Source organism: Corynebacterium glucuronolyticum DSM 44120, assembly GCF_030440595.1.
Lineage (GTDB): Bacteria > Actinomycetota > Actinomycetes > Mycobacteriales > Mycobacteriaceae > Corynebacterium > Corynebacterium glucuronolyticum.
The window spans coordinates 900,383-924,597 of record NZ_CP047452.1; the positions used below are offsets into that span (position 1 = coordinate 900,383).

The 24,215-nt window shown below is 58.6% G+C and carries 19 protein-coding genes; 12 read left to right on the plus strand and 7 right to left on the minus strand.

Going from position 1 to position 24,215, the window contains the following annotated elements; translation table 11 throughout:
• Nucleotides 1-36: 36 nt before the first annotated feature.
• Complete coding sequence (locus CGLUCO_RS04270) at nucleotides 37-1,545, minus strand: dolichyl-phosphate-mannose--protein mannosyltransferase (RefSeq protein ID WP_198481432.1); 1,509 nt, start codon at nucleotides 1,543-1,545, stop codon at nucleotides 37-39.
• Nucleotides 1,546-1,569: 24 nt separating this feature from the next.
• Between CGLUCO_RS04270 and rsmI the strand changes: the two genes are divergently transcribed.
• From rsmI to metG, 3 genes are all read left to right on the plus strand, one after another.
• Nucleotides 1,570-2,466 (plus strand): 16S rRNA (cytidine(1402)-2'-O)-methyltransferase, encoded by an 897-nt coding sequence (gene rsmI / locus CGLUCO_RS04275; protein WP_005391800.1) that lies wholly within the window; start codon nucleotides 1,570-1,572, stop codon nucleotides 2,464-2,466.
• 196 nt (nucleotides 2,467-2,662) lie between these two features.
• Entirely contained in the window at nucleotides 2,663-4,567 is a 1,905-nt protein-coding gene (locus CGLUCO_RS04280) for a BCCT family transporter (RefSeq protein ID WP_005395818.1), read from the plus strand.
• A gap of 187 nt (nucleotides 4,568-4,754) precedes the next feature.
• Complete coding sequence (gene metG / locus CGLUCO_RS04285) at nucleotides 4,755-6,581, plus strand: methionine--tRNA ligase (protein WP_005391805.1); 1,827 nt, start codon at nucleotides 4,755-4,757, stop codon at nucleotides 6,579-6,581.
• Nucleotides 6,582-6,741: 160 nt separating this feature from the next.
• On the opposite strand, the gene CGLUCO_RS04290 is transcribed toward metG, so the two are convergent.
• The gene (locus CGLUCO_RS04290; protein WP_005395820.1) at nucleotides 6,742-7,227 is read right to left on the minus strand and encodes a GNAT family N-acetyltransferase; all 486 of its coding nucleotides are present in this window, start codon (nucleotides 7,225-7,227) and stop codon (nucleotides 6,742-6,744) included.
• A gap of 196 nt (nucleotides 7,228-7,423) precedes the next feature.
• On the opposite strand from CGLUCO_RS04290, the gene CGLUCO_RS04295 reads away from it, so the two are divergent.
• The 8 genes from CGLUCO_RS04295 to CGLUCO_RS04330 all read left to right on the plus strand — a co-directional run bounded on the left by CGLUCO_RS04295 (nucleotide 7,424) and on the right by CGLUCO_RS04330 (nucleotide 16,392).
• Entirely contained in the window at nucleotides 7,424-8,284 is an 861-nt protein-coding gene (locus tag CGLUCO_RS04295) for a TatD family hydrolase (protein WP_005391808.1), read from the plus strand.
• A gap of 244 nt (nucleotides 8,285-8,528) precedes the next feature.
• Nucleotides 8,529-9,656, plus strand: coding sequence for a resuscitation-promoting factor (locus tag CGLUCO_RS04300; protein WP_005391810.1), 1,128 nt, complete (start codon nucleotides 8,529-8,531; stop codon nucleotides 9,654-9,656).
• Between the two features lie 32 nt (nucleotides 9,657-9,688).
• On the plus strand, nucleotides 9,689-10,549 hold the full coding sequence (rsmA, locus tag CGLUCO_RS04305) for a 16S rRNA (adenine(1518)-N(6)/adenine(1519)-N(6))-dimethyltransferase RsmA (RefSeq protein ID WP_084035912.1): 861 nt from the start codon (nucleotides 9,689-9,691) through the stop codon (nucleotides 10,547-10,549).
• Nucleotides 10,543-11,457, plus strand: a complete 915-nt coding sequence (locus CGLUCO_RS04310) for a 4-(cytidine 5'-diphospho)-2-C-methyl-D-erythritol kinase (protein ID WP_005391813.1) — start codon at nucleotides 10,543-10,545, stop codon at nucleotides 11,455-11,457. Before rsmA ends, CGLUCO_RS04310 begins: the two co-directional genes overlap by 7 nt.
• Nucleotides 11,450-13,225: an ABC-F family ATP-binding cassette domain-containing protein gene (locus tag CGLUCO_RS04315; protein WP_084035910.1), complete on the plus strand. Its 1,776-nt coding sequence runs from the start codon at nucleotides 11,450-11,452 to the stop codon at nucleotides 13,223-13,225. Before CGLUCO_RS04310 ends, CGLUCO_RS04315 begins: the two co-directional genes overlap by 8 nt.
• A gap of 133 nt (nucleotides 13,226-13,358) precedes the next feature.
• A complete protein-coding gene (locus tag CGLUCO_RS04320; RefSeq protein WP_084035908.1) occupies nucleotides 13,359-13,682 on the plus strand; it encodes a putative quinol monooxygenase in 324 nt (107 codons plus the stop codon).
• Between the two features lie 65 nt (nucleotides 13,683-13,747).
• On the plus strand, nucleotides 13,748-14,809 hold the full coding sequence (locus tag CGLUCO_RS04325; protein ID WP_005395828.1) for a 3-hydroxyisobutyryl-CoA hydrolase: 1,062 nt from the start codon (nucleotides 13,748-13,750) through the stop codon (nucleotides 14,807-14,809).
• Between the two features lie 581 nt (nucleotides 14,810-15,390).
• Nucleotides 15,391-16,392, plus strand: a complete 1,002-nt coding sequence (locus CGLUCO_RS04330; RefSeq protein ID WP_232621873.1) for a hypothetical protein — start codon at nucleotides 15,391-15,393, stop codon at nucleotides 16,390-16,392.
• 88 nt (nucleotides 16,393-16,480) lie between these two features.
• On the opposite strand, the gene CGLUCO_RS04335 is transcribed toward CGLUCO_RS04330, so the two are convergent.
• From CGLUCO_RS04335 to CGLUCO_RS04345, 3 genes are all read right to left on the minus strand, one after another.
• A complete protein-coding gene (locus CGLUCO_RS04335; RefSeq protein ID WP_232621872.1) occupies nucleotides 16,481-17,575 on the minus strand; it encodes a DUF6882 domain-containing protein in 1,095 nt (364 codons plus the stop codon).
• A gap of 30 nt (nucleotides 17,576-17,605) precedes the next feature.
• Nucleotides 17,606-18,211, minus strand: coding sequence for a TetR/AcrR family transcriptional regulator (locus tag CGLUCO_RS04340; RefSeq protein WP_005391828.1), 606 nt, complete (start codon nucleotides 18,209-18,211; stop codon nucleotides 17,606-17,608).
• Nucleotides 18,212-18,309: 98 nt separating this feature from the next.
• The gene (locus CGLUCO_RS04345) at nucleotides 18,310-19,947 is read right to left on the minus strand and encodes a peptide chain release factor 3 (protein ID WP_005391829.1); all 1,638 of its coding nucleotides are present in this window, start codon (nucleotides 19,945-19,947) and stop codon (nucleotides 18,310-18,312) included.
• A 168-nt stretch (nucleotides 19,948-20,115) separates the two neighbouring features.
• On the opposite strand from CGLUCO_RS04345, the gene CGLUCO_RS04350 reads away from it, so the two are divergent.
• The gene (locus CGLUCO_RS04350) at nucleotides 20,116-21,582 is read left to right on the plus strand and encodes a C4-dicarboxylate transporter DctA (protein ID WP_005391830.1); all 1,467 of its coding nucleotides are present in this window, start codon (nucleotides 20,116-20,118) and stop codon (nucleotides 21,580-21,582) included.
• A gap of 168 nt (nucleotides 21,583-21,750) precedes the next feature.
• On the opposite strand, the gene CGLUCO_RS04355 is transcribed toward CGLUCO_RS04350, so the two are convergent.
• On the minus strand, nucleotides 21,751-22,392 hold the full coding sequence (locus CGLUCO_RS04355; protein WP_005395833.1) for a 50S ribosomal protein L25/general stress protein Ctc: 642 nt from the start codon (nucleotides 22,390-22,392) through the stop codon (nucleotides 21,751-21,753).
• Nucleotides 22,393-22,556: 164 nt separating this feature from the next.
• Complete coding sequence (locus tag CGLUCO_RS04360; protein ID WP_005395835.1) at nucleotides 22,557-24,206, minus strand: phytoene desaturase family protein; 1,650 nt, start codon at nucleotides 24,204-24,206, stop codon at nucleotides 22,557-22,559.
• Between the last annotated feature and the right edge of the window lie 9 nt (nucleotides 24,207-24,215).

A 24,215-nucleotide genomic window follows, 5' to 3' on the forward strand; every position in this document is an offset into this window, starting at 1 on the left:
TTCTGGTCCTGCGGATCCGCATCATAGAAATCGGAATCAGCGCCAGCTGGGGAGCATCATGATGGCGTCATAGAGGCCGGAGGGGATGAGCAGTCCGTAGAGGATGGGCGAGAACCAGACAAAGCTTGCTGCGACGGCAGTGAGATAGCCCGTAACGATCCAGTGTCCCCAGGTTTTCCACCTGTCTAGTTGGGAGAGAATGAGCGCGAATCCAACGAGAACGAAGGGGATCATCGGGACAGCGTAGAAGAAGTACATCTGGCGGTCGAATACGACGAGCCAGGGGAGAAACGCCGCTGCAAAGCCGATGAGAGGAACGGAAAAACGTAGATCTCGTCGCGTGATGAGCATCCAGAGGCACCATAGGATCCCCGGAACGATAAGCCACCAAATAATGGGCGTGCCGAAGAGATAAATCATGGTTTTGCACGAGTCGCCGACGTAGCAGTCATCATAACTGCCCGATGAATATAGGACTGGACGGGCAGCTACGAGCCACGACCAGGGCTTAGAATCCCACGGGTGGGAGTGACCACCGGAACTAGTCAGGGAGCTGTGAAACTCGAGGACTTCCTTGTGGTAGTAAAAGAAATTTAAGAGGGCCGGAGGAAGGGGAAGCGAGGATTCAAAGTCTCCCGCTTCCAGTGAGTGCCTGAAGACACCTGTCTCGGACGCGAACCAAGAACGCCAGGACCACAGGTATAGCGCAACCGGCAGAATGACAATGCTGGCGAACGCCGGGAAGGCATCACGGAGCAACGCTCCGACGAGGGGCTTCTCCACACCGAACGTACGTCGGCGGTACCAATCTAATGCGACCGCATAGAGGCCGAAGAACGCCATGAAGTAGAGCCCACTCCACTTTACGGAAACGGCGGCACCGAGACAGATTCCGGATGCGAAACGCCACCAGCGAAATCCAAGTCGCGGACCCAAGCCCGCTGTATCCATGCGCATGTCGTACATTCGTCGACACATCTGTTGATGGTCGAGGACAAGGAAGTACAGAGCGGCAACAACGAAGGTAGCGAGGAAAATATCGAGCATTCCGAAGCGGGAACTGACGAGGAGCACACCGTCGAAAAGCCCCAAGACTCCGGCATAGGCACCAGCGACCCGAGAGGAAGAGATGTCACGAGCTAGAAGATAAAGGAGCGCGATCATTGCTACACCGAACAGGGCTACCATTGTGCGCCAGCCCCAGGGCGAATAACCGAACACCGCCTCACTCATCGCCATGATGCGTTTTGATAGCGGTGGGTGAACGACGAGGCCGAACCCAGGATTGGCCTCAATGCCGGGTTGGAGGAAACCGGAACTCTTTAAGATCTCCCACGCCTGCGGAGCGTAGTGCTTTTCATCGAACACGGGGGTGCCACCATCGGTGGCCGCGCCCAACCCAAAGAACCGAGTGAAAAACCCTAGTGCCACGAGAACACCGAGGTTCCACCAATCCTGCTTTGACCACGGTAAACGCCGTGCAGGGGGGAGCGGCGTGCGTGGGTGAACATGGCTCACAGGGGTCGGGGCTACTGCTGTACTCACGCACCTAACTATAAGGTATGGGATATGGAGAATCAGGAGTATGGCGAGCACACCGAACGAAACAGTCACGCGACGGCCGTCGCGCTGCCACGCACGGGAGTGATACTGGCAGCAACACCGTTGGGGAATCTTGGAGATGCGTCACCAAGACTTGTCTATGCACTCGAAACTGCTGACGTTGTCGCGGCTGAAGACACGCGTCGCACGCGTCAGCTGGCTAACGCCCTCGGCGTCACTATCCATGGCCGTATCATCTCCAACTTCGACCACAACGAGGAAGGAAGAGTCAACGAGTTGCTTGAACACGCGCGCACGGGGACAGTCCTGGTTGTTACGGATGCTGGTATGCCGAGCGTAAGCGATCCCGGTTTTCCCCTGGTCGATCGTGCCCACGATGAGGGAATCTCCGTGACCTGCCTGCCCGGGCCATCTGCGGTTCCGACGGCACTTGCGCTATCGGGGCTGCGGGTCGGTACTTTCTGCTTCGACGGTTTCGCACCACGCAAGGACGGCGCGCGGCGGGAGTGGCTTGAGGATGTGGCGACCCAAAAGCGTGCGACATGCTTCTTTGAATCTCCGCATCGCTTGGCTGCGACGCTAGCTTTGGCAGCTGAGATCGTTGGACCGACGCGTCGCGCCGCCGTCACCCGTGAACTGACAAAAATGCACGAGGAGGTTCGCCGGGGCAGCCTGGAGGAACTTGCTAGGTGGGCGAAAGACGGCGTGCGCGGGGAAATCACCGTTGTCATCGAGGGAGCAACAGCTGAAGAACAAGCGGTGGCACTGGAGGACCTTGTACCCCTAGTCCTGGCTGCTGTGAAAAATGGTGAGCGGATGAAGACCGCTGCAAAGCGTATAGCATCCGAGCATGGGCAGAGCACGAAGAAGCTTTACGATGCCTGCGTGGCAGCCCGCGGTTAGAGTACTCCTCATGGGTATAACCAGCGGGTTTTTATCGGGAAAGTTATATATTTGTTGTAATTTCGTGCGAAAAATGCTTTTCACGAGGTGATTTTCACATTACGGATTGGTAACGAAATCTGTTTGTGCTGGTCGTAAATCTGCCGTTTTAACCATAAAATTTGGGTGAAGGGGTCACGTCACCAACCATGTAGGTATGGAAGAAACTTCGGACAACCGCGAAAAGGAAAGGGGTAACTCGTCAGTTCGAGAAGGAACGCACGAGGATACACCGCGCACGACGCAAGAGGCATCCTCCACGGCCACAGCTGTGGAGGGAGCACAGAAAGACGGACATGATGAGGCTCCCAAACGCTCGGCGACGAGCGAGCTAGCCTCTATGCTCAGCCATGAAGGCACCTACGAGGATCCGACGCAGTTGGGTCTCGAGGATGATGATGAACCGGATCGTCCTCTTAACTGGAGTGTTATCGCTCCCGCAGGAATCGCTGTATTAGCGGTCGTGTGTTGGGGCCTGTTCGCTCCCGATCACTTCGCTAATTTTGCTACCACCACTCTGGAGTGGATTGTAGATAAATTCGGTTGGGCCTTCGTTTTGTTTACCACCGTGTTTGTCGGTTTCGCGTTGGCTATCGGATTTTCCAAATTCGGGTCGATCAAACTCGGACGAGACGACGAACAACCAGAATTTTCCACTCCCTCGTGGATTGCCATGATGTTCGCCGCAGGGATGGGCATTGGCCTCATGTTCTACGGCACAACCGAGCCGTTGACGTTCTTCCGTGACGGTGTGCCCGGGCACGATTCCGGGAACATGCGGCAGGCTTTCGCTTCGACGCTCTTCCACTGGACGCTTCACCCGTGGGCTATCTACTCCATCGTGGGGCTGTCCATCGCCTACATCACATTCCGGCGGGGTAAGAAGCAACTTTTGTCTGCCGCTTTCATCCCCCTAATCGGTGAGAAAGCTGCCGAGGGATGGCTTGGAAAGCTCATCGATATCCTCGCGATCTTCGCCACTGTTTTCGGTACCGCCTGTTCCCTCGGCCTGGGTGCCTTGCAAATCGGTGCAGGTCTCCAGAAGTCCGGGATTATCTCTGAACCAAACGCTAAGATCACGTTGATTGTTGTCCTTGTTCTAACCGCGTGCTTCCTCGTCTCTGCTATGAGTGGCGTGGGTAAGGGCATCCAGTATCTGTCCAACGCTAATATGGTTCTTGCTGGTCTGCTCGCTCTCTTCGTTTTCGTCGCAGGACCGACGGTAGCGATTTTGAACACGATCCCGCTGGCCCTGGGGAGCTACCTCGACTCCTTCTTTGAGATGGCTGCCCGTACGGCCAACACCGCTGGTGGGGATGCGGCCGAGTGGCTGTCCGGGTGGACGATCTTCTACTGGGCGTGGTGGATTTCGTGGTCCCCGTTTGTCGGTATGTTCCTGGCTCGTATTTCCCGTGGCCGCACGGTTCGCGAGTTCATTATTGGTGTCATGGCGGTGCCCGCAGCTGTGTCCCTGGTCTGGTTCTGTATTTTCGGTGGAACCGCCATCAAGCTCGAACAGCTTGGACGCTCCATCTGGGGCGACGGCGCGGCTGAGTCCCAACTTTTTGATCTTCTTCATTCCTTCCCGTTGGGAAACATCGTCGGGGTTGTGGCTATGGTTCTCCTTGCTACATTCTTCATCACCTCGGCGGATTCGGCTTCCACAGTGATGGGATCGATGAGCCAGAACGGGCAGTCGGACGCAAACCGATGGGTTACGGCCACCTGGGGTGTGCTGACGGCAGCCATTGGTCTGGTATTGCTTATCTCCGGTGGTGATGATGCGCTGAATAATCTGCAAAACGTGACGATTATTGCAGCCAGCCCATTCCTCCTCGTTCTTATCGGGCTCATGGCAGCCATCGTTAAGGGCTTAGCTAACGACCCGAATTACTTGGATATCAAATCTCAGCGGAAGTTCGCTATGCGTCTTGCGCGCGAGCGTCGGCTGCACAGAGAAAACCAGCGTCGTTTGCACCGTGCGCAGCGTAACCCGCTTATGCCTAAGGTGCGGGGTACGAAGACCGTCATTAACGAGGAGCCACGCCGCTACTCCTCTTAGACATACGGTGCAGGGGTTTTCACCATGGAAGCTGTCTTCTTGAACCTTCACCCGGTGAAAAAGCGCGTAGTTTCGCCGTGGCGGTGCCCTGAGAATGTGGCCTTTCTAGCCCCGATCCTGTCCTAAAAGGGCAGGATCGGGGCTTCCGTGTTCGTGTCGCGGAGAGTAATCCTCTAAGGTAAATGCCATGAATAATGTGCTCGTGAATGTAGCGTGGCCGTACGCCAACGGCCCGCGTCATATTGGCCACGTGGCAGGCTTCGGCGTGCCCTCCGACGTTTTTGCCCGTTACCAGCGAATGCGTGGCGAGAACGTGCTCATGGTGTCCGGTACCGACGAGCACGGCACCCCGCTCCTCGTTCAAGCGGACAAGGAGGGCACGACTGTTCAGGAACTCGCAACGCGCTACAACGAACAGATCGTCCACGATCTGGCAGGTTTGGGGCTTACCTACGATCTCTTTACCCGCACGACGACGCGCAATCACTACGCGGTTGTTCAGGAGCTTTTCGACGGGCTGTACAAGAACGGTTACCTCATCAAGCAGACCACGAAGGGGGCAATTTCTCCGTCCACAGGCCGCACCCTGCCGGACCGCTACATTGAAGGCACATGCCCGATCTGTGGGGCCAGCGGTGCGCGCGGCGATCAGTGCGACAACTGTGGTAACCAGCTTGACCCGGTCGATCTCATCGATCCGGTAAGCAAGATCAACGGTGAAACCCCGAAGTTTGTGGAGACCGAGCACTTCATGCTCGATCTCCCTGCCGTGGCAGATGCCCTGGCGGAGTGGCTCAAAGGGCGTGAGGACTGGCGCCCGAATGTGCTCAAGTTCTCCCTCAACCTGCTCGAGGATATCCGCCCGCGCGCAATTTCCCGCGATATTGACTGGGGCGTGCCGATCCCGGTCGAGGGGTGGCAGGATGACCACGCGAAGAAGCTTTACGTGTGGTTCGATGCCGTCGTCGGCTACCTGTCCGCCTCCATCGAGTGGGCGCACCGTTCCGGTAACCCTGAGGCCTGGCGCGACTTCTGGAACGACCCGGAAACCCGGTCCTACTACTTCATGGGTAAGGACAACATCACCTTCCACTCGCAGATTTGGCCGTCGATGCTCCTCGGCTATGCGGGGAAGGGGGCTCACGGTGGCGAGGTCTATGAGCTCGGTGAGTTGAACCTTCCCACCGAGGTCGTCTCCAGCGAGTACCTGACGATGAGTGGTTCCAAGTTCTCCTCGTCCAAGGGCATCGTCATCTACGTGAAGGACTTTTTGGAAGAGTTCGGACCGGATCCACTCCGTTACTTCATTTCCGTGGCCGGACCGGAAACGAACGACACGGACTTCACCTGGGAGGAATTCGTCCGCCGTGTGAATAACGAGTTGGCGAACTCCTGGGGCAACCTGGTGAACCGCACCGTGTCCATGGCGTACAAGAACTTCGGCGAGGTGCCACAGCCAGGCGAGCTGACGGATGCTGATCGCGCCCTGCTTTCCCTGGCTGAAGAGGCCTTCGACATCGTCGGCGACCACCTCAATAACTCCCGCTTCAAGCAGGGGATTAACCATGCCATGCACGTGGTGGGCGAAGCTAACGCCTACATCGCTGAGATGGAACCATGGAAACTGGCCAAGGACGAGTCCCAGCGGGAGCGCCTAGCTACTGTTCTGTGGGTAGCGCTGCAGGTGGTGAGCGATTGCAACACACTGCTCACCCCGTACCTTCCGCACATCGCCCAGCAGGTCCACGAGACCTTGGGACGCACCGGTGAGTGGGCCGCTCGCCCGCAGATCGTCGAGGTTACCGACGATTCTCCGCGCCCGATCAAGGGTGTCGACCTCCCGCCGGAGGGGCGTCATTACCTCACCATCCAGGGTGACTACACCAAGCAGCAGGCTGTCTGGAAGCGTATTGACATGCAGGCTGGCGTGGCACTGTCCAAGCCGAAGCCGCTTGTGCAGAAGCTAGATGCCAAGCTCGGTGAAACCGGCCCCGAGTGGGCACCTGTGAACTAGAGCCCGCCCCACGCTGGTCCCCGGCTCGTTGGTCTAGACGCTTAGGCCACCCGCGTGCGCAGTTTTGTTCAGCCACGTGCGCAGTTTTGTTCAGCCACGTGCGCGGTTTTGTTCAGCCGCGTGCGTGGCTCTGTTCGGTCGCATTCTGGGGTTAGCGCGGCTAGCAGGCCCTTTCGAGGATTGTGACATCAAGCCAGCGTCCACATTTGTAGCCAACCTCTGTGAGCCTCCCTTTCTCCTCAAAACCGTGCCTGCGGTGGAGGGCGAGGGAGGCTTCGTTTGTCGATTCGATCCATACCACCATGCGGTGCACATCAGGATTGGCCTCTGCGTGTGCGATGAGAGTCTGAAGTAATCCGGTTCCGATGCCTGCTCCTTGGTTTCCGGGAAGGACGTAAACCGAGTTCTCTACCGTGTGGCGGTAACCGGTGAGCACGCGAAACGGCCCATATGAGGCGTAGCCAATGACTTCGCCGTCGACATCGGCAACGAAAACCACAGGTTCCTCGGCAAGCCACCGTGTGCGGTTGGCGACGGTGACCGGGGTGTTGTCGAAAAGCGCCGTCGATTCCTCGGCTGCCCAATTTCGGATGCGGGCGAGGGCGGGTGCGTCTGAAGCTAGCGCGAGGCGAATAAGCATTGTCATTAGTTTCCCACACATGGCTTCGTACGTATCCGCAGGCTAGCATCCGCAGGCTAGTTTTCGGGTGCATTTCCCAGGTGCGTGTTCACGGCACGTGCGAGCGAGGGGAGTTGAGGAGGGGGAAGCGGGAGAAAGACGCGGGAGAAAGACGCGGGAGGGAGAACACGTCGGAAAGCCGGTGTGACTAGAGTGTGTAGGCATGTCTCGAAAGAAGCCCCGTCCCTTTCCCGTGCCCCACGACCCCATCGCCGGAATCAGCGACGCGCACACCCACCTCTGGTCGTGTGGCGCCCGCGATGCCGAGGCGGTGCGACAGTTCGTACGTCGCGCGCAGGACGCCGGGGTGGAAAAGCTCGTTACTGTCGGTGATGACCTCGCAGAAAGCGAGGCCGTGGTCGAGCAAGCGACATGGGATCCGGCGGTGTACGCCGCCTGCGCGATCCATCCGACAAAGGCAAACGAGCTTGACCAGAACACGCGCCAACGTCTTCGGGAACTCGTCGCGCACCCGCAGTGTGTCGCAGTGGGAGAGACCGGCTTGGATTACTACTGGCTGGAACACGAGCCGGACACCACAGCAAGCAAAGAGCAGCAAGAAGAGGCGTTGCGCTTCCATATCGACCTTGCAGTCGAATCAGGCAAGACGCTGATGATTCACAACCGTGAGGGGGATACCGACCTCCTGCGAATCCTTGCCGATGCGCCGAAACCTCGTTACGTGCAACTCCACTGTTTTTCCTCCCCACTGGCGGTAGCGGAGGAAGCGCTTAGCCGCGGATACATCCTCAGCTTCGCAGGTAACGTGACATTCAAACGCAACGAGGAGCTGCGCGAAGCAGCCCGGATCGCTCCTGCCGGTCAGATTCTCATTGAGACGGATGCCCCGTATATGACGCCGGAACCCTTCCGTGGCGGGAAGAATGAGCCCTCGCTCATCGGCCATACCTTTGCGCGTGTTGCGGAGGTGCGTGGAGAGGAGCCCGAGGAACTCGCAACGCACGTCTCCCGCACCTTCGATGCCATCTTTGGACTCTCCAAGAAGCAACATTTACCACACTAGTAACAGTGGTAAATGTTACTGGACAAAACCGCCATTGTTACCTTATCGTTACATTCATTACTATCGTTACTGTCACGTTCGTTACTATCGTCGCACTGACGTTTCGTGGTGCCGTTGCGGAGAGTTCGCACGCGGTACCGCACAGCACGCCGGTGAGAAAGGCTGTTCAATGACTTCGCACGAGGGCAACGGTTCTTCGCTGTACACCTCTAAAAGCTCCCGCCATAGTCGCGTCAGGCGACGCTTGAACGAATCCACCTATGCGCGCCCGGTAAAGATTGCGGCCGGTGGTGTTCTGGCTACTGTCGTTGCCGGTGGCGTGTTTGCCGTAGGGAACACGAAGACTATAACCCTCGATATCGATGGTCAATCCACCGAACTTTCGACGATGTCTGCCTCGGTTGGCGATGCCCTTCAGTCAGTCGGCTTCGAAGCGAAGGACTCCGACCTTGTTTCTCCTTCGCCCGCCGATAAGCTTGTCGACGGCACCCATATCACCGTCCGCTCGGCCAAACCGGTCGCCCTCGTTGTCGACGGCGTGCAGCACGAGGTCACCTCCAACGCGCTCACCGTGAGCGAGCTTCTCCAGCACTTCAACGACGGTGAGAAGGCGAGCATCACGAAGGCCGCCAAGATTTCCTCCAGCCCTGAGCAGGTCATTCCCGCCGGTGGCTTCACCGTCAAGGTGACCAACCCGAAGATCGTGTCTGTCGATGACGCGGGCAGGGTTGTGTACGATTCCATCGCCGCCGAGACTGTTGGTGACGTACTCGAAAAGCGCGGCATTTCCCTCGGTGCCGAAGACGTTGTTACACCCTCCGTGGACACACCACTGAAGGACGTATCCTCGATCAAGGTTGATCGCGTGCGTACTAGCAACGTCATCTCTGATGAGGAGTACACCGCAGAACCTACCTACACCGAAGACCCGGAGTCCCCCGAGGGCGAGGAGACGGAAGTTTCTCCCGCAGAGCCCGGCCGTAAGACCGTGACGAGGAAGATCGTTTTCGTCAACGGCCAGGAAGTTTCCAATGAGGTGTTGCAGGAAACCGTCACCGCGCCGTCGACCGGCGCCGTCATAGCCCGTGGCACGAAGAAGGCCCCGGCAGCTGCATCCGTTGCTGCCGGCTCAGTATGGGATTCCATCGCACAGTGCGAATCCGGTGGAAACTGGGCGATTAGCACAGGCAACGGCTACTACGGCGGTTTGCAGTTTAATGTCGGCACGTGGAGCGCCTACGGCGGCGGCGAGTACGCCCCCACAGCAAACCTCGCCACCCGTGACCAGCAGATTGCTATCGCTCAGAAGGTACAGGCGGCACAAGGCTGGGGTGCCTGGCCCGCGTGCACCGCATCCCTTGGTATTCGCTAGTCGCACCAGACGGGGCTACCATGTGTAGCGATATGAACGATTCACCTCGCCTCCTAGGTCCCGCCGAGATCCGCGCGCTCGCCGCGCAGTTGGACATCGTCCCCACAAAGAAACTGGGGCAGAACTTCCTGCACGATCCCAACACTGTGCGGATGATTGTTGCTGCAGCAGGCCTCGAACCAGATGACCGCGTCATCGAGGTGGGGCCAGGGCTCGGTTCGCTCACCCTTGGCCTTGTCGGAGAGGTTTCCGCTGTCACTGCGGTGGAAATCGACCGGCGCCTAGCCGAACAGCTCCCCAAGACCGTCGCCGATCACGCGCCGGGGTGCGCCGAGCGACTGTCAGTGGTGAACGCGGATGCGCTCGCCGTCACTAGGGAAGCCTTCGGAGAGGCGGAGCCCACAGCCATTGTCGCCAACCTTCCCTATAACGTCGCCGTGCCCGTGCTCCTGCACCTCCTGCGCACGGTGCCGAGCATTCGTCGCGTACTTGTGATGGTGCAGGAAGAGGTCGCTGATCGGCTGTCTGCCAGCCCCGGAACAAAAATCTACGGCGTGCCTAGCGTCAAGGCCAGCTACTTCGGCGAGGTAAAGAAAGCCGGCACAGTGGGCAAACACGTCTTTTGGCCGGCGCCGAACGTCTCCTCCGGACTCGTCCGCATCGACTGCTTCGAGTCCAACCCGTGGGGCGTGTCGCCCGAGGTGCTCTTTCCGCTTGTCGACGCCGCCTTCGCCCAGCGCCGCAAGACTCTCCGCGCGGCCCTCGGCAGCTTTTTCGGCGGCGCGGACCGCGCTGAGGCGATTCTGACGGCTGCGGGCATCGACCCACGACAGCGCGGGGAAAAACTCGGTGTCGACGAATTCGTTCGCATTGCCAAGGAGGCAGCGTGCTAGAGACAGCGACGGCCACAGCACCCGGCAAAGTTAACCTCTTCCTGGAGACAGCAGCGCCCCGACCAGACGGGTACCACGAGCTAACGACGGTCTTCCAGGCTACGGCCCTACAAGAGTCAGTCACTGTGACGCGGGCCGAAGAGATGCGGATCACCGTGTCCGGCCTCGATGCCGACTGCGTGCCCACGGACAGCTCGAACCTCGTCTGGAAAGTGGCTGAGAATGTGCTTCCCAGCACTCCTGTCCATCTGCACATCGTCAAGGCGATTCCCACAGCCGGTGGCATGGCAGGTGGGTCTGCCGATGCCGCAGCAGCCCTCGTTGCGTGCAATGCTCTTCGCGAGCATCCTCTGGGTATCGATGAGCTGGACACCATCGCCGCACGCCTTGGCTCAGACATTAATTTTGTGCTCCACGGCGGGACAGCGCTCGGTTCCGGGCGCGGCGAAATCCTCACGCCAGTCCCGTTTACCGGTATCCTGTGGTGGGTTTTCGCAACCCAAGGCCAGGGCCTTTCTACTCCGGCCGTGTTCACAGAGCACGATCGCGCCGGTGCGTGGGGTCATCCCCACAGCGTCCAGCCCCTCGTTCATGCCCTGAAAGCAGGAGCCTCAGCTAGCGATCTCGCGCCGTTGCTTTTCAACCGTTTGCAGGATGCCGCACTGTCGCTGCGGCCAGAGCTTGCACGCACGCTGTTCGCGGGCGAGGACGCTGGCGCCCTACGCGGGATTGTCAGCGGTTCCGGCCCCACCTGCGCGTTCCTCTGTGCAGATGAGCAGCAAGCGAGCGCAGTCGCGCGGGCACTAGAAACAAGTGGAACCTGCCGACACACCGTAACGACGACGACAACCGCACCCGGGGCCGTCGACAAGCTACAGACAAGCTACAGAAAGGACAACCGTGGTTAACCTCATAAACCTGGAGAAAGTCTCGCAGTCCTTCGGGTTGAAAACATTGCTAGACAATGTCTCCTTGGGGGTTAACTCCGGTGATCGCGTCGGCATCGTCGGGCTCAACGGTGGCGGCAAATCCACCCTAATCAACGTCCTGTCCGGCCGTCTTGAGCCGGATTCCGGGCGCGTCAGCCACATGCAGGACCTGCGCCTGGCGGTCGTCACCCAGGCACCCGATCTGGACGAGGAAGCCTCGATCGCGGACAACGTCATCGGCCCTCTCGGCCTGCAAACCCACGAATGGGCCTCAAACCCGCGCGTGCGAAATGTCCTCTCCGGTCTCGGCATCACCGAGCTCGGCCTGGACACGCGCGTCAGTGACCTTTCTGGTGGTGAGAAGCGCCGCACGTCGCTTGCCGCCGCACTTGTGCGTGACCTCGACATCATCATCCTCGACGAGCCCACCAACCACCTCGACGTGGAGGGAGTGGAGTGGCTCGCTAGCTACCTCCTGTCTACCGACATGGCGGTCGTGGTCGTCACCCACGATCGTTGGTTCCTCGATACCGTTGCCAACTACACGTGGGAGGTCCACGACGGCACCGTCGACGTGTACGAGGGCGGCTATAACGATTGGACTTTTGCCCGCGCCGAACGCGCCCGCCAAGCAGATGCCAACGAGCAGCGTCGCCAGAACTTGGCCCGCAAGGAACTCGCTTGGCTGCGCCGTGGTGCCCCCGCCCGCACCTCCAAACCCCGCTACCGCATTGAGGCAGCAGAGGCACTGATCAAGAACGTGCCGCCGCCCCGCGATACCGTGGAGCTTTTGAGCTTTGCCAAACGCCGACAGGGCAAGGTCGTGGTGGAACTCGAGGATGCCACCATCTCAACCCCCGACGGCCGGCCACTGGTGGAGAAGCTCACCTGGCGCCTCGCGCCCGGCGAGCGCATCAGTCTCGTCGGTGTCAACGGCAGCGGCAAGACGACGCTCCTCAAGGCCCTGGCAGGAGAACGACCTCTGGATAAGGGGCGGCGTATTGAGGGCAAGACAACGCATATCGGTTGGCTGCGCCAGGAACTCGATGACCTCGATGAGAACCAGCGGGTCATCGACTCCATCGCCGACGTGAAAAACTACATCACCGTCGGCGACAAGGAAATTTCTGCCTCACAGCTCGCCGAACGTTTGGGATTCAGCCCCAAGCGGCAACGCACTCCCGTCCGGGATCTTTCCGGTGGTGAGCGCCGCCGACTGCAGCTCACCCGCGTCCTCATGAGTGAGCCGAACATGCTCATCCTCGACGAGCCCACCAATGACCTGGACATCGACACGCTGCAGGAACTCGAGGACATCCTCGATTCGTGGGCGGGAACCCTCGTTGTTGTCTCTCACGACCGGTACCTGATCGAACGCGTCGCCGATTCCACGTGGGCGCTCTTCGGCGACGGCACACTGACCAACCTGCCCGGTGGCATCGACGAGTACCTGGCCAGGCGCAAGGAACAGTCCGCGAAGGGGTCCACGCCGGCACAGTCTACGGAGAAGGAACAAAAGCCCAGCGGTGCCACATTCCACGCTCTTTCCAAGAAGTTGAGTGCGCTGGAGCGAAAGATCTCCAAGCTGGATTCCCAGCTCAGTGATATCGATGCGAAGCTCGCTGAGGCCAGCGCCGCCGCTGATACCGACACTGTTATCGAGCTTGCGGAAAAGCGCAACAGTGTGGTGGCGGAGAAGGACGAGCTGGAAGAGGAATGGCTGGAGATCGGCGAGCAGATCGGCTGAGCAGCGTGGGTGAGTACTGCGGGTGAGAAATGAGAGTGAGTACCGTGGGTGAGAAACGAGAGTGAGTGTGCGAAAACGAGTAGTAGCGAGTAGTGAATAGCGCGTTTTCAGAAAAATCATTACGCTGGTCAACATGATTTTGATCAACGTGAGATACAAGGTTAAGCCGGAATACAAGGACAACTTCCGCGAGCTCGTCGCGGATTTCACCAACGCCACCCTCGCCGAAGACGGCAACTTGTTCTTCGAGTGGTTCCGCTCCACCGATGAGGACGATGTCTACATCCTCGTTGAGGGATTCAAGGACGACGCTGCCGAAGCACACGTCAAGTCCGACCACTTTGTCAAGGCCTGCGACGACATCCCGCAGTACTTGGTAGAGACCCCGACCATCATAAACACCCTCATCCCTGGCAAGACCGAGTGGGATGAGATGGCCGAATTCCAGGTCAAGTAGCGAACGCACGCACACCGGCTGCAACGATTTCGTTGCAGCCGGATTTTTTATGCCACACTTGATGTATGACTGACTCCGCATTTGCCACCGAGTACGTGAAGACTTCCACCCTGCATACGACAGGCATCATTGAGCTGGATCGGCCCCGTGCCCTCAACTCCCTTAACGTGGACATGTTTGGTGCCATCGACGAGGCCCTGGAGAAGTGGGCTTCGGATGATCGAGTCCACCGCATCATCATTAGATCCACCAACCCAAAGGCGTTTTGCGCGGGCGGGGATATGAAGCTTTTCCGTGAACATGCCGTCAACGGGGACCACGATTTTGGCGATTACGGCCTTGCACGTGAGTATGACATGAACGAACTCATCGCCCATTACGCGAAGCCAATTGTCGCGCTCATCGACGGCATCTGCATGGGCGGTGGCCTGGGAATTTCCGTCCACGGCTCCCACCGGGTCATCACCGAAAAAGGCTGGATGAGCATGCCAGAGATGGCCATCGGATTCGCCCCTGACACCGGAGTGACGTATATGACGCAGCGGATGGCAGGGGAGTACGGGCCGAGCTCCGCGTTGGCTGCTTTTATCGGCCTTACAGGCTACCGCATGACTCCTGCCGATTGCCTTTGGAGCGGCCTTGCCACGGATTTCGTGCGCTCGGAAGACCTGGACAGCTTCGCGGAGATGGTGATCTCTGAGTCGCTTGATGAGGCGCGGGAACGCTACGTGGACAATGATGCCGCCGGTACGTCTCGCGTGGCAGGGATGATTTCAGCGATCGAGGAGTGTTTCGCAGGGGACACGTGGGCGGACATCGACGCGGCATTGGACGCGCATGCCGACACCGAGTTTGTCGATTTCGTTCGTGATCTTCAGTCCAATGCCAACCCCGCCTCGCTTGTCGCCACCGCTGAGCTATACACCGCGAACAGGAGCGCCCGCGATATCCGGGAGGCACTCGACAATGAGTTCGCCGTGGGTGCCCTCCTTCGCCGTGAGCCGAACTTCCTCGAAGGCGTGCGCGCTGTCCTCGTGGACAAGGATCGCGATCCGCACTTTGACCCGTCGGCCACCGATACCGTTGACCCCACCCCCTACAGGGGGGCGCTTGGTATCCAGGCGTAGCTCTGGGAAAGCTAAACATCCGTAGGCAGTGCGCCTGCGAACCTGGGATCCCCAACACCAGGGGATCCTAGACAGTGGAGTTCCAGATAACGAGATAACCGGATCACGGGGGATACAGTTTGCGGGGGAGAGGTAGTTTGCGGGGGCAGACGGATTACGAGGGGAGACGGAACGCAAAGTCCTGGTTTCCCTGGGGCCCGTGGCATGCCTTTCGACGGGCGGTCCGTCCCTTACCGCCCAGCTGTGCCCGAGAACGCCCCGTGCCCGGATTGGAGAACAACAATCTTCAATCTGCGCGTGAAAGATCTCCCCGAGCGATGGGGATCCCAGCGAGACGAACGAAGTGGAGGTAGCCGTGAACTGCAGCGGGTATCTCCCCTCCAGCGGTACGCAATGTTTCGCTATGGTTTCGGCCAGCTGGATGCCAGGTAGAAGTTTGATAACGATTACATCATTTTCGCACTCTGCCCATGACGTGCGGATTTTAGACATGTAGACTGGGGCACCGCGTATGAACGTGGATGAACGCATATGAAAAATAATCGACATGCTAGAAAAGCATGAAAAGGAGTGAGAAGCCTATGGCAGAAAACGAGTTCCCGGGAAGGCCGTCAGATTCGTACGGCCAATCCCCGTACGATCACACCCCTGAAGGCTTTGACACGCCGGACGACCGTGGAGCAGCCGGCACCGGTGCGTTCCCCGCGTACCCCGGCTCGGAAACGAGCGGTGGCGCGGGCGAATATCAGCCATTTACGTACACGGAGCCGGGCGAGGAACTCGTCCAATCTAATGGAACAGTGTCCCCGGTCGGCGCACTAGGCTTCGGCTTCTCCCGTTTCTTCAAGAACATTTTGCCGTGGCTTGGCATCATCATCGTGGCGGGGGCGTTCTCCGGCGGTTTCAATTTCATTCTTCAGCGAACGGGTGGTACCACCATTGGACTGTCCGTCTCAATGATCGTTAGCTTGTTCGTTTCTTGCGTCATGCTGACTGGCGCGCTGAAGAACGTAAACGCACCGAAGGTTTCCTTCGGCGAATTCTTCAAGGATGTCAATTGGCTGCCGATCATCGTAGTTTCGTTGGCGTCGAGCCTCGTCAACGGGTTCGTTACCGTAGGCGTGTTCTTCCTGTTGCCCGGGGCACGAAATTTTGTCGCGGCGGTACGAAACCTGGATCCGGCGCTTGTGGAGGCGGCGCAAAACACAACAGATACCAACGCAGCTACAGAGGCAATGATGACCATCCTAGAGTCCCTTCCGTGGGGCGGGATCATTTTCTCCGGCGTGATCGCTTTCCTCCTGGGCCTTCTGCTGCGGCCACTGCTTTCGTACTGGGTGTTCTACGCAGCCGACCACCGCGCAGGTATCGGCGGTGCGATCTCGCAGGGCTTCAATGATGGTCTAAAGAACTACAGCGCCGTGATCCTCTTTGAGATCCTCGCAGCTCTTGTCACCTTCGTTGTGTCCGTGTTCTCCCTCTTCATTCTCGCTGGCTTCATTGTGGCACCGATCATGATTGCTCGTGCCCTCGTCTACCGGCAGATGAGCAAGGGGCAGATCCCCGCAAGCGTTGTGCAGTAAACCTACATAGTTTTCATCCGCGCGGTTCACACTGAGTGAACTGCGCGGGTATTTTTATTGCTCCTGCTTGTTCTTCCTCTTCAGAGGACTACAACCCGGCTTCCTGCGGGTCGAAGAGGACAAGGCAAGACCTGTCCGAGTCGAGCGGAATCCACGCGTGGCCTAGCAGGCCGAACACATATTTTGTGACCTCCATCAGGTGAAGGTCATCGGCGGTCTTCTTGGGCATGGAGGCAGCAGTGAAAGGAACGAGCCCCTTGTCGTAGCCAAAGCTCCGGAGTTTCCCAGCCGCCGATCGTGGCACATTCGGGTCCGCCCACGCCCACGTCCACGTCCCTGCCGCCACCGTGGCGACGGGTAGACAGCGTGCCTGCCGATTGTGCGAAAAGGAAACGTGCGCGAAGTCAGGAGACAATAGTGGCGGGGTGTTCCCCATTGCCTGCATGAGACGCTGTTGGGCGTTGTCGCTGGGTTTTTTCGTCGTGGCGATCATCGCATCGAGGTTGTCGTCGCCCACGCCGACGATATGACCTGCGGGGTGGACGTGAACCTGCAGCTGCGTCGGGTTGCGGTGCAGGTAGGTTGCGAGTGCGCGGGTGGCATGAGCGGGGTTGTTCATGAGGTATGTGCCGGCGGCGAGGATTGCGTCGCGGGCGGAGGAGGGGATGCCGTTTGCGAGGACCACGATGGCGTCGGTGTCTGTTTGGGCCTCGTCGGTTGTCCATTTGTCGAGGGCTTTGCCGAGGGGCTTCCATACGCCACGGGATTCGGGGGTGGCAACGCGTGGCACGATGACGATGGGGCCGGCGTCGAATAGCGCGCAGGCGGCGGTGAATAGTGCGTCGTTGACGGGTTGCAGCTCCGTCGTGGTGAGTTCCGGTATACCGAGGCCCCGCTCTGCTACCTGTGGGCAGATCCACTGCATATCGTCGCCGCTGATGGTGGCGAGGGGAAGTGCGTCGTAGTCGGTGCTGCCATGATTGGTGGTGACGCGCAGGAGCCGTTCGTCGGGGCTGAGCTGGACCCCTACGACATGGTCGGCGGGGATTTTCCTCCCCGCGCGTGTGATGACCCCGTCTGCGATGACCTCATCGAGGCTGGTGGGTAGGGGTAATTGCTTGTCGACGCTTACCTGTGCCACTGGTTCCGGTTTGTTGTCTTCGTTCGGTACAAAGGTGCTCACCCGTTTAATAGTATCGAACAAGAACGAGTCTTAGGGGTGGGAAAGCCCGTACGTGGGATTTACACCATTGCGCAGAAGATCAAAGGTCCAGCGCACATTCTTGATAACGGCCCGTTTAGACAGGTTGGGATACTGGTACCCGGTGGCCTTGAGCCCTGCCTCGGCGGCGATGCTCAGGATGGTATAGCACTCGAATTCGGAGAGATCGGTAAGCGGGGTCAGCTGGTTGAGACCATCGGCCAGAACAGTAGACCAGACTTTGGTCGTCGTCCCGTAGTCGATAGTTTCCAGAATCTGCCCGAGGTGGTAGAGCGACAGGAGGGAACTAGGGGAGTTGAGATCCTCTTCCAGACCTTCGAGGACGATGGCCTCCACCGCGTTGATAATGGATTCCTCTTGCTTGATGTGCTCAATGAGCTTCTTCTTCAGCGCAGTGAGGTGGCTTTCCAGATACCACCGTAACGCTGAATCGCGTGACGGAAAGTAGTTATGGAATGTCCGTGGGGAAACGTCCGCAGCCGCCGTCACGCGTGCCACGGTGAGCTTATCAATGCCGTCGACAAGAGCAATCCTTACCGCACATTCGGCGATAAGCTCTTTGGTAGCCGCCTTCTTCGTCTCTCTCAAACCGTTCATAGCAATAAGCTAGTCTAGCCTTGAAAAATGAATTCGTAAACCAGGGACCATTGCCCGAGGTGGCGGGGTTAATTATAGAAGCAGCCTGTTTCAGTACTCTAATCCGCTACCAATGTTTCCAGTTCAAACTCAGGGTGCTCCTTTTCAATAAATTGGAGCCTCCACTTATCGCCGAACAAAGCTATGAGCTCCCCGTCCGTGCGAGTGAAGATCTCTACACCGCGCTGTTTACGTAGCTCCTCTGCCGTTTCCGGCGTGGTCTTACGAGCGACGGAATACGGGACCGGCTCGGTGACGGTCTCCACGTTGTATTCATTTTCCATGCGCGCCTGCATGACCTCGAACTGCATGGGCCCGACGGCGGCCATCACTGGGTTGGCATCGCCACGGGCATCGTTTTTGAGAATCTGCACGACCCCTTCGGAATCGAGCTGCTCCAAGCCCTTGCGGAACTGCTTGTACTTGCCAAGGGACTTGGCTCGGAGCGTGCAGAAATGCTCTGGAGCGAACTGGGGCATAGGCGGGAATTGGACCTTTTTACCCGCGTAAATTGTGTCGCCCGGGGCAAGCGAACCCGCGTTGACCAGACCGACGATATCGCCGGGGAAGGCGGATTCCACCGTCTCACGGGAACGGCCGAACACCGTCAATGCGTACTTGGTGGAAAAGCTCCGGCCGGACTGTGCGTGGGTGACCTGCATGCCACGTTCGAATTCGCCGGATACAACGCGCATGAACGCAAGAGTGTCGCGGTGTTTCTTATCCATGCCCGCCTGCACCTTGAATACGACGCCTGAGAAGGCATCGTCCACCTCGCGGGTCTCGTCCATCGCCGTCGTTGATTCCTCGATTGCTTGCGGATCGGAATCGCGGGGGTGGGGGCGCGGTGCCAATGAGCACAGAGCGTCAAGGATCTGGTGGACACCAAAGTTCAGCATCGCCGAGGCGAAGATCATTGGAGACGTGGTGCAGTCAAGGAATAGCTCTTCGTCGTGGATAGCACCGTCCATGGCCAAAAGCTCTGCTTCCTCGACGGCACGCGACCAGTCCACTGGTTCCTTCTCGGCCGCCTCGTTGGGGGAGTAGTGCTCCTCGGGAGCGATCGTTGAACCACCAGCTGTGCGCAGAAAGTGAATGTATTCCTCGGGTTCGCCGTCGAGAGACAGGCGCGCCAATCCCTTGAAGTCGCCGGCCTCGCCAACGGGCCAAAACAGCGGCGTCGGTTGGAGCCCGATTTCCTCGACAATTTCGTCGACAAGCTCGAGCGGCTGCTTGCCTGGGCGGTCCCACTTGTTGACGACAGTAATAATCGGCAAACCGCGGGCCTTACACACGCGGAAGAGCTTGAGTGTCTGGGGCTCGAGTCCCTTCGCGCCGTCGATGAGCATAACTGCAGCATCAACCGCAGTTAGAACACGGTAAGTGTCCTCGGAGAAATCTGCGTGGCCCGGTGTGTCCACGAGATTAATCATGTAGGGCTCGCCCTCGTACCCCTCCGGCTTGTACTCAAACTGCAGGGCGGAGGAGGCGATGGAGATACCACGATCTTTCTCCATCTCCATCCAGTCGCTCACCGTCGCCTTGCGGCCGGCCTTGCCGTGGACGGCACCGGCCTCGGCGATGACGTGGGCGTGGAGCGCGAGAGCCTCGGTAAGCGTGGACTTACCAGCGTCAGGGTGCGCAATGACGGCGAACGTGCGGCGACGGGATGCCTCGGACAGGATGGATTGATTCATGGGACATAAGGCTACCCGCATCGCAGCCTGCGGACAGAATCACCTCTGAGACGTAGATGATCATCGGAATGGGTGGTGTGAAAGCGGGGTTAACCAAAGGTAAATTCATGTACTTTGCTGTGTGATCGTGCTTACAATTAACGAACACGAAGAATAGGAAGGAATGCGATGACACAGGTATCGCAAGCGGATTCGCACAAGGTGGATATCGAGGACTACGTCTCCGACTCACCGCAGATTCCGAAGGAAAAAGAGGCACCGAAGGATCGAACCCATTGGCTGTACATCGGCGTTATCGTGGCTGTCGTCGGAGGCATCGCTCTGGGCCTCATTGCCCCTGATATTGCGACTGGCTTCAAGCCACTCGGAACGCTGTTTATCAAGCTCATCACAATGATCATTCCGCCGATCATCTTCTGCACCATCGTGCTGGGGATCGGTTCGGTGCGTGCAGCAGCTAGTGTCGGCAAAGCCGGTGGCCTTGCCCTCATCTACTTCATCACAATGTCCACTTTCGCTCTCGCAGTTGGGCTTGTTGTGGGCAATATCATCGAGCCCGGGTCCGGAATGAAGATCGAGCCGAGTGAGGAAGCAATCAGAGCTGCTGAAGAAAAGGCAGCATCCGGGGAGTCTAGCAGTGGGCTGTGGGGAATGATCTCCGATATTATCCCCGACACGATGTTCTCGGCATTCACTTCTGGGTCCGTGCTGCAGGTGCTGTTCATCGCGCTTATGTTCGGGTTCGCCGTGCAGTCGATGGGGCAGGCTGGACAACCCATTTTGAACTTCGTCGGGCATCTGCAGAAAGTTGTGTTCAAGCTCTTGACCATGATCCTGTGGCTCGCTCCCGTCGGCGCGTTCGGTGCTATGGCCGGTGTTGTCGGCTCGACTGGCCTCAAAGCCGTGGGCCAGCTCGCGATCTTGATGTTTGCCTTCTACCTCACGTGTTTCCTGTTCATCTTCGGCGTGCTCGGCACAGTGTTGTATGCCTTCACGCGACAGAACATTTTCCGGCTGGCAAAGTACCTTGCCCGCGAGTACCTACTCATCGTGGCGACAGCATCGTCTGAGTCTGCGCTTCCGAATCTCATGCGCAAGATGGAGCACGCCGGAGTTGATCGAGCCACCGTCGGCATCGTTGTACCTACTGGTTATTCCTTCAACCTCGACGGCACAGCCATCTACCTCACGATGAGTGCTATCTTCATTGCCGATGCTATGCACACTCCCATGGCTCTCGGAGATCAGATTGGTTTGTTGGTTTTTATGATCATCGCTTCTAAGGGCGCCGCTGGTGTGGCAGGCGCCGGCATCGCTGTCCTTTCAGCAGGACTTCAGTCGCACTCTCCGCAGCTCTTGTCCGGTGTTCCTGTGCTACTTGGCATCGACAAGTTCATGGGTGAGGCTCGAGCTCTGACCAACTTCTCCGGTAACGCGGTTGCCACCATTCTCGTTGGCAAGTGGACTGGAACCGTCGATATGGATCGCGTCCACGACGTACTGACCGGCAAGATTCCGTACAAGGCAACGGATGAGGATTCGCAGGTAGACATGCGCCGCCCCGATGTGGAGAACCCCGCAACGCACACGCTGGCACCTACTCCTCAGGTCAACCTCAAACACTACGAGAAGTAATCTGTAGCCTCTAACACGTTATAGACACTGCGGGCCGGGGACACTCACTGTGGTCCCCGGCCCGTTTATTCGCTTAAACCCTTTTTGTGCCTCTGCGGCACATTTCGCTACATAAACCCAAAAACCGGGCACCGTGTGGGTGCCCGGTTTTGCGAAAAGAGAGAAGAATTACTCTTCGCCCTCGGCAGGAGCCTCGGCAGCAGCTTCGCCCTCGGCAACAGCTTCGCCCTCGGCAGCAGCCTCTTCCTCTTCCGGCTCCTCTTCCTGCGGCTCAACGATATTGATGATGAGGAGGTCGTCCTCGTCAACAAGCGTAGCGCCATCCTCGAGCACGATGTCGGCGGCGGTGATCTGGGAACCGATCTCCAGGCCCTCGACGGAAACAGTGAGCTCATCCGGAATGGACAGCACGTCGGACTCGATACGGAGGGTATCGACCTCCTGGAATACGAGTGCGCCAGGTGCAGGCTCGCCCTCGTAGACAACCGGAACCTCGACCTCAACCTTCTCGCCACGCTTAATGGCGAGGAGGTCAACGTGGTCGATCTCGAGGGAGAGAACGTTCTGGTCGATGTGCTTGATCAGGGTGAGGTGCTTCTCGCCCTCGATGTCAACATCGACGACGGCGTTGGTGCCGTGGTTGCGGACGATAGAGGTGAGGTCAAGACGGTCGGTAGTGAAGTGTACCGGCTCGGTGTCCTTGGAGTAGATCACGCCGGGGACGAGGCCTGCGCGACGTGCGCGGCGGGCGGCACCCTTACCAAATTCGTTGCGGGGATTGGCGGAAAGATCCAGGGCCTTGTTTGCCATGAAAAAGTCTCCTTAAAAGTCGTAGATGTGTACCATCTCCGCGAGGAATGAAAAAACCTGCGAAGACATTCTCGTCGAGTCTTCGCAGGTTACATACTCTGCTCATCGCGTCGATAACGGCTGTACAATGCAGCCCTCGCCGAGACGAGCGAAATTCTACCACACTACCAGCGGCGGACAAACTCCCTGACGCGGTTGACGCCGTTGACCACTTTGTCGGAGATTCGATCCTGGATGGAATCTCCGAGCAGATGTTCAGACAGGTGCCACCCGGACAAGCCGTTCAAACCGCCGCCCGGCCACGTCGCCGCACCAATCATGTACAGGTTCTTCACCGGAGTCTTGTACGTCGAGCCACCAAGCCACGGGCGGAACAGGAACATCTGGCGGATGTGGTGGGAACCACCGACCGAGTCGCCACGCACGAGGTTCGGGTTGTGGCGCTGTAGATCGAGGGGGGAGCGTACGTCGCGGGCGATGATGTGGTCTTTCAACCCCGGTGCGTACTCTTCCAGCTTGTCGACGACGCGGTCGGCGTAGGCCTCCTTCATCTCGTCCCACGTGCCTGGGGTGATTTCTCCCTTGGCATCGCTGGTCGGCTCGAACGGAAGGCAGCGAACCTGGACCCACAGGACATGTGTGCCCTCGGGTGCGCGCGTCGGATCGGTTGCTGTCGGTTGACCGACGATGAGCGTGGGGCTGTCCGGAAGGATGCCCTGGATTGCCTGCGTGTACGTGCGTGACATGTCATCCACGTACGGGCCGATGTGGACATATTGGAAGTCCTGGATCTCCTCACCGGCAGCCCACGGTGCGGGCGCGTCGAGTGCAAGGTGAACCATCATCGTCGCGGGTCCGTACTGGTAGCGGGCGGCCTTTGAGCGCACGTTGTGATCGATTGCGCTGGACTTGCCTAGCAGCTCGTTGTAAAGGGCATTGGGGCCAGTGCCGGCGATGACCGCTTCGCGAGCCTCAATGATGTCGCCATTAGCAAGCTTGACACCCGTTGCCTTTTGGCCGTCGGTGAGCACTTCTACGACCTCGGCATCAGTGGTGACCACGCCACCGAACTCCTTGATGAGTGCAACCATGGCCTTGATGAGGTTCTGGGCGCCGCCCTTAGCCAGCGTCATGCCGTTTTCCATGTCCGCGAAGGTTTCCATGAAGGGGAACATGGCACCGGCGGATACCTCCGGACCGTAGTCCATGTGGAGGCCCCACGTGGAGATGAGAGCCTTCATCTCTTGCGAATGGAAGTACTGGTCACCGAGCTCGCGGGTGGAACTCAGGACGATCTGGGCGACTTCCATGAACTTATTGAAGCCTACCTTCGTCACTCCCGAAGTCAGAAGACTTACAGTTTCCGCCGTGGGCATCGGCGAGCTGTAGAGAGGGAACATGGCCTTATTGAAGATCTTGTACTCGCTGTACAACTCATCAAATCCACGAAGATCTTCCGGGGAATGCTCGCGCAGACCCGAGCGGGTCCTCTCGATGTCGCCGTAGACCTTAATTGCCTTCCCGTCGGGGAACACGTTGCAATACGGCTTGGTGGTGTGAGCAGCTTCGAAGCCCAGCTTCCGGAGCTCATCTTTCCACTTCTCGTAGCCGGGGTTAGCAAGAAACAGGTTCAGGTTCGTGGCGTACAGGTCCGCCTCGATGCCTTCGCCGAGGATCTCCGTGGACTGTAGCGCGCCGCCGACCTGATCGTTGCGCTCCAGCACTTGCACATCCCGGCCGGACTCCGCGAGGTTGGCCGCTGCCACCAGGGCGTTGATGCCACCACCGATAATTACAAAATCACGTGTTGTCATAGCACCAGA

Coding starts and splice junctions, on each gene's coding strand:
- rsmI (WP_005391800.1), top strand. CDS start 1,570: ATGGAGAATCAGGAGTATGGCGAGCACACCGAACGAAACAGTCACGCG.
- CGLUCO_RS04280 (WP_005395818.1), top strand. CDS start 2,663: ATGGAAGAAACTTCGGACAACCGCGAAAAGGAAAGGGGTAACTCGTCA.
- metG (WP_005391805.1), top strand. CDS start 4,755: ATGAATAATGTGCTCGTGAATGTAGCGTGGCCGTACGCCAACGGCCCG.
- CGLUCO_RS04290 (WP_005395820.1), bottom strand. CDS start 7,227: ATGACAATGCTTATTCGCCTCGCGCTAGCTTCAGACGCACCCGCCCTC.
- CGLUCO_RS04295 (WP_005391808.1), top strand. CDS start 7,424: ATGTCTCGAAAGAAGCCCCGTCCCTTTCCCGTGCCCCACGACCCCATC.
- rsmA (WP_084035912.1), top strand. CDS start 9,689: ATGAACGATTCACCTCGCCTCCTAGGTCCCGCCGAGATCCGCGCGCTC.
- CGLUCO_RS04320 (WP_084035908.1), top strand. CDS start 13,359: ATGATTTTGATCAACGTGAGATACAAGGTTAAGCCGGAATACAAGGAC.
- CGLUCO_RS04325 (WP_005395828.1), top strand. CDS start 13,748: ATGACTGACTCCGCATTTGCCACCGAGTACGTGAAGACTTCCACCCTG.
- CGLUCO_RS04330 (WP_232621873.1), top strand. CDS start 15,391: ATGGCAGAAAACGAGTTCCCGGGAAGGCCGTCAGATTCGTACGGCCAA.
- CGLUCO_RS04340 (WP_005391828.1), bottom strand. CDS start 18,211: ATGAACGGTTTGAGAGAGACGAAGAAGGCGGCTACCAAAGAGCTTATC.
- CGLUCO_RS04345 (WP_005391829.1), bottom strand. CDS start 19,947: ATGAATCAATCCATCCTGTCCGAGGCATCCCGTCGCCGCACGTTCGCC.
- CGLUCO_RS04350 (WP_005391830.1), top strand. CDS start 20,116: ATGACACAGGTATCGCAAGCGGATTCGCACAAGGTGGATATCGAGGAC.
- CGLUCO_RS04355 (WP_005395833.1), bottom strand. CDS start 22,392: ATGGCAAACAAGGCCCTGGATCTTTCCGCCAATCCCCGCAACGAATTT.
- CGLUCO_RS04360 (WP_005395835.1), bottom strand. CDS start 24,206: ATGACAACACGTGATTTTGTAATTATCGGTGGTGGCATCAACGCCCTG.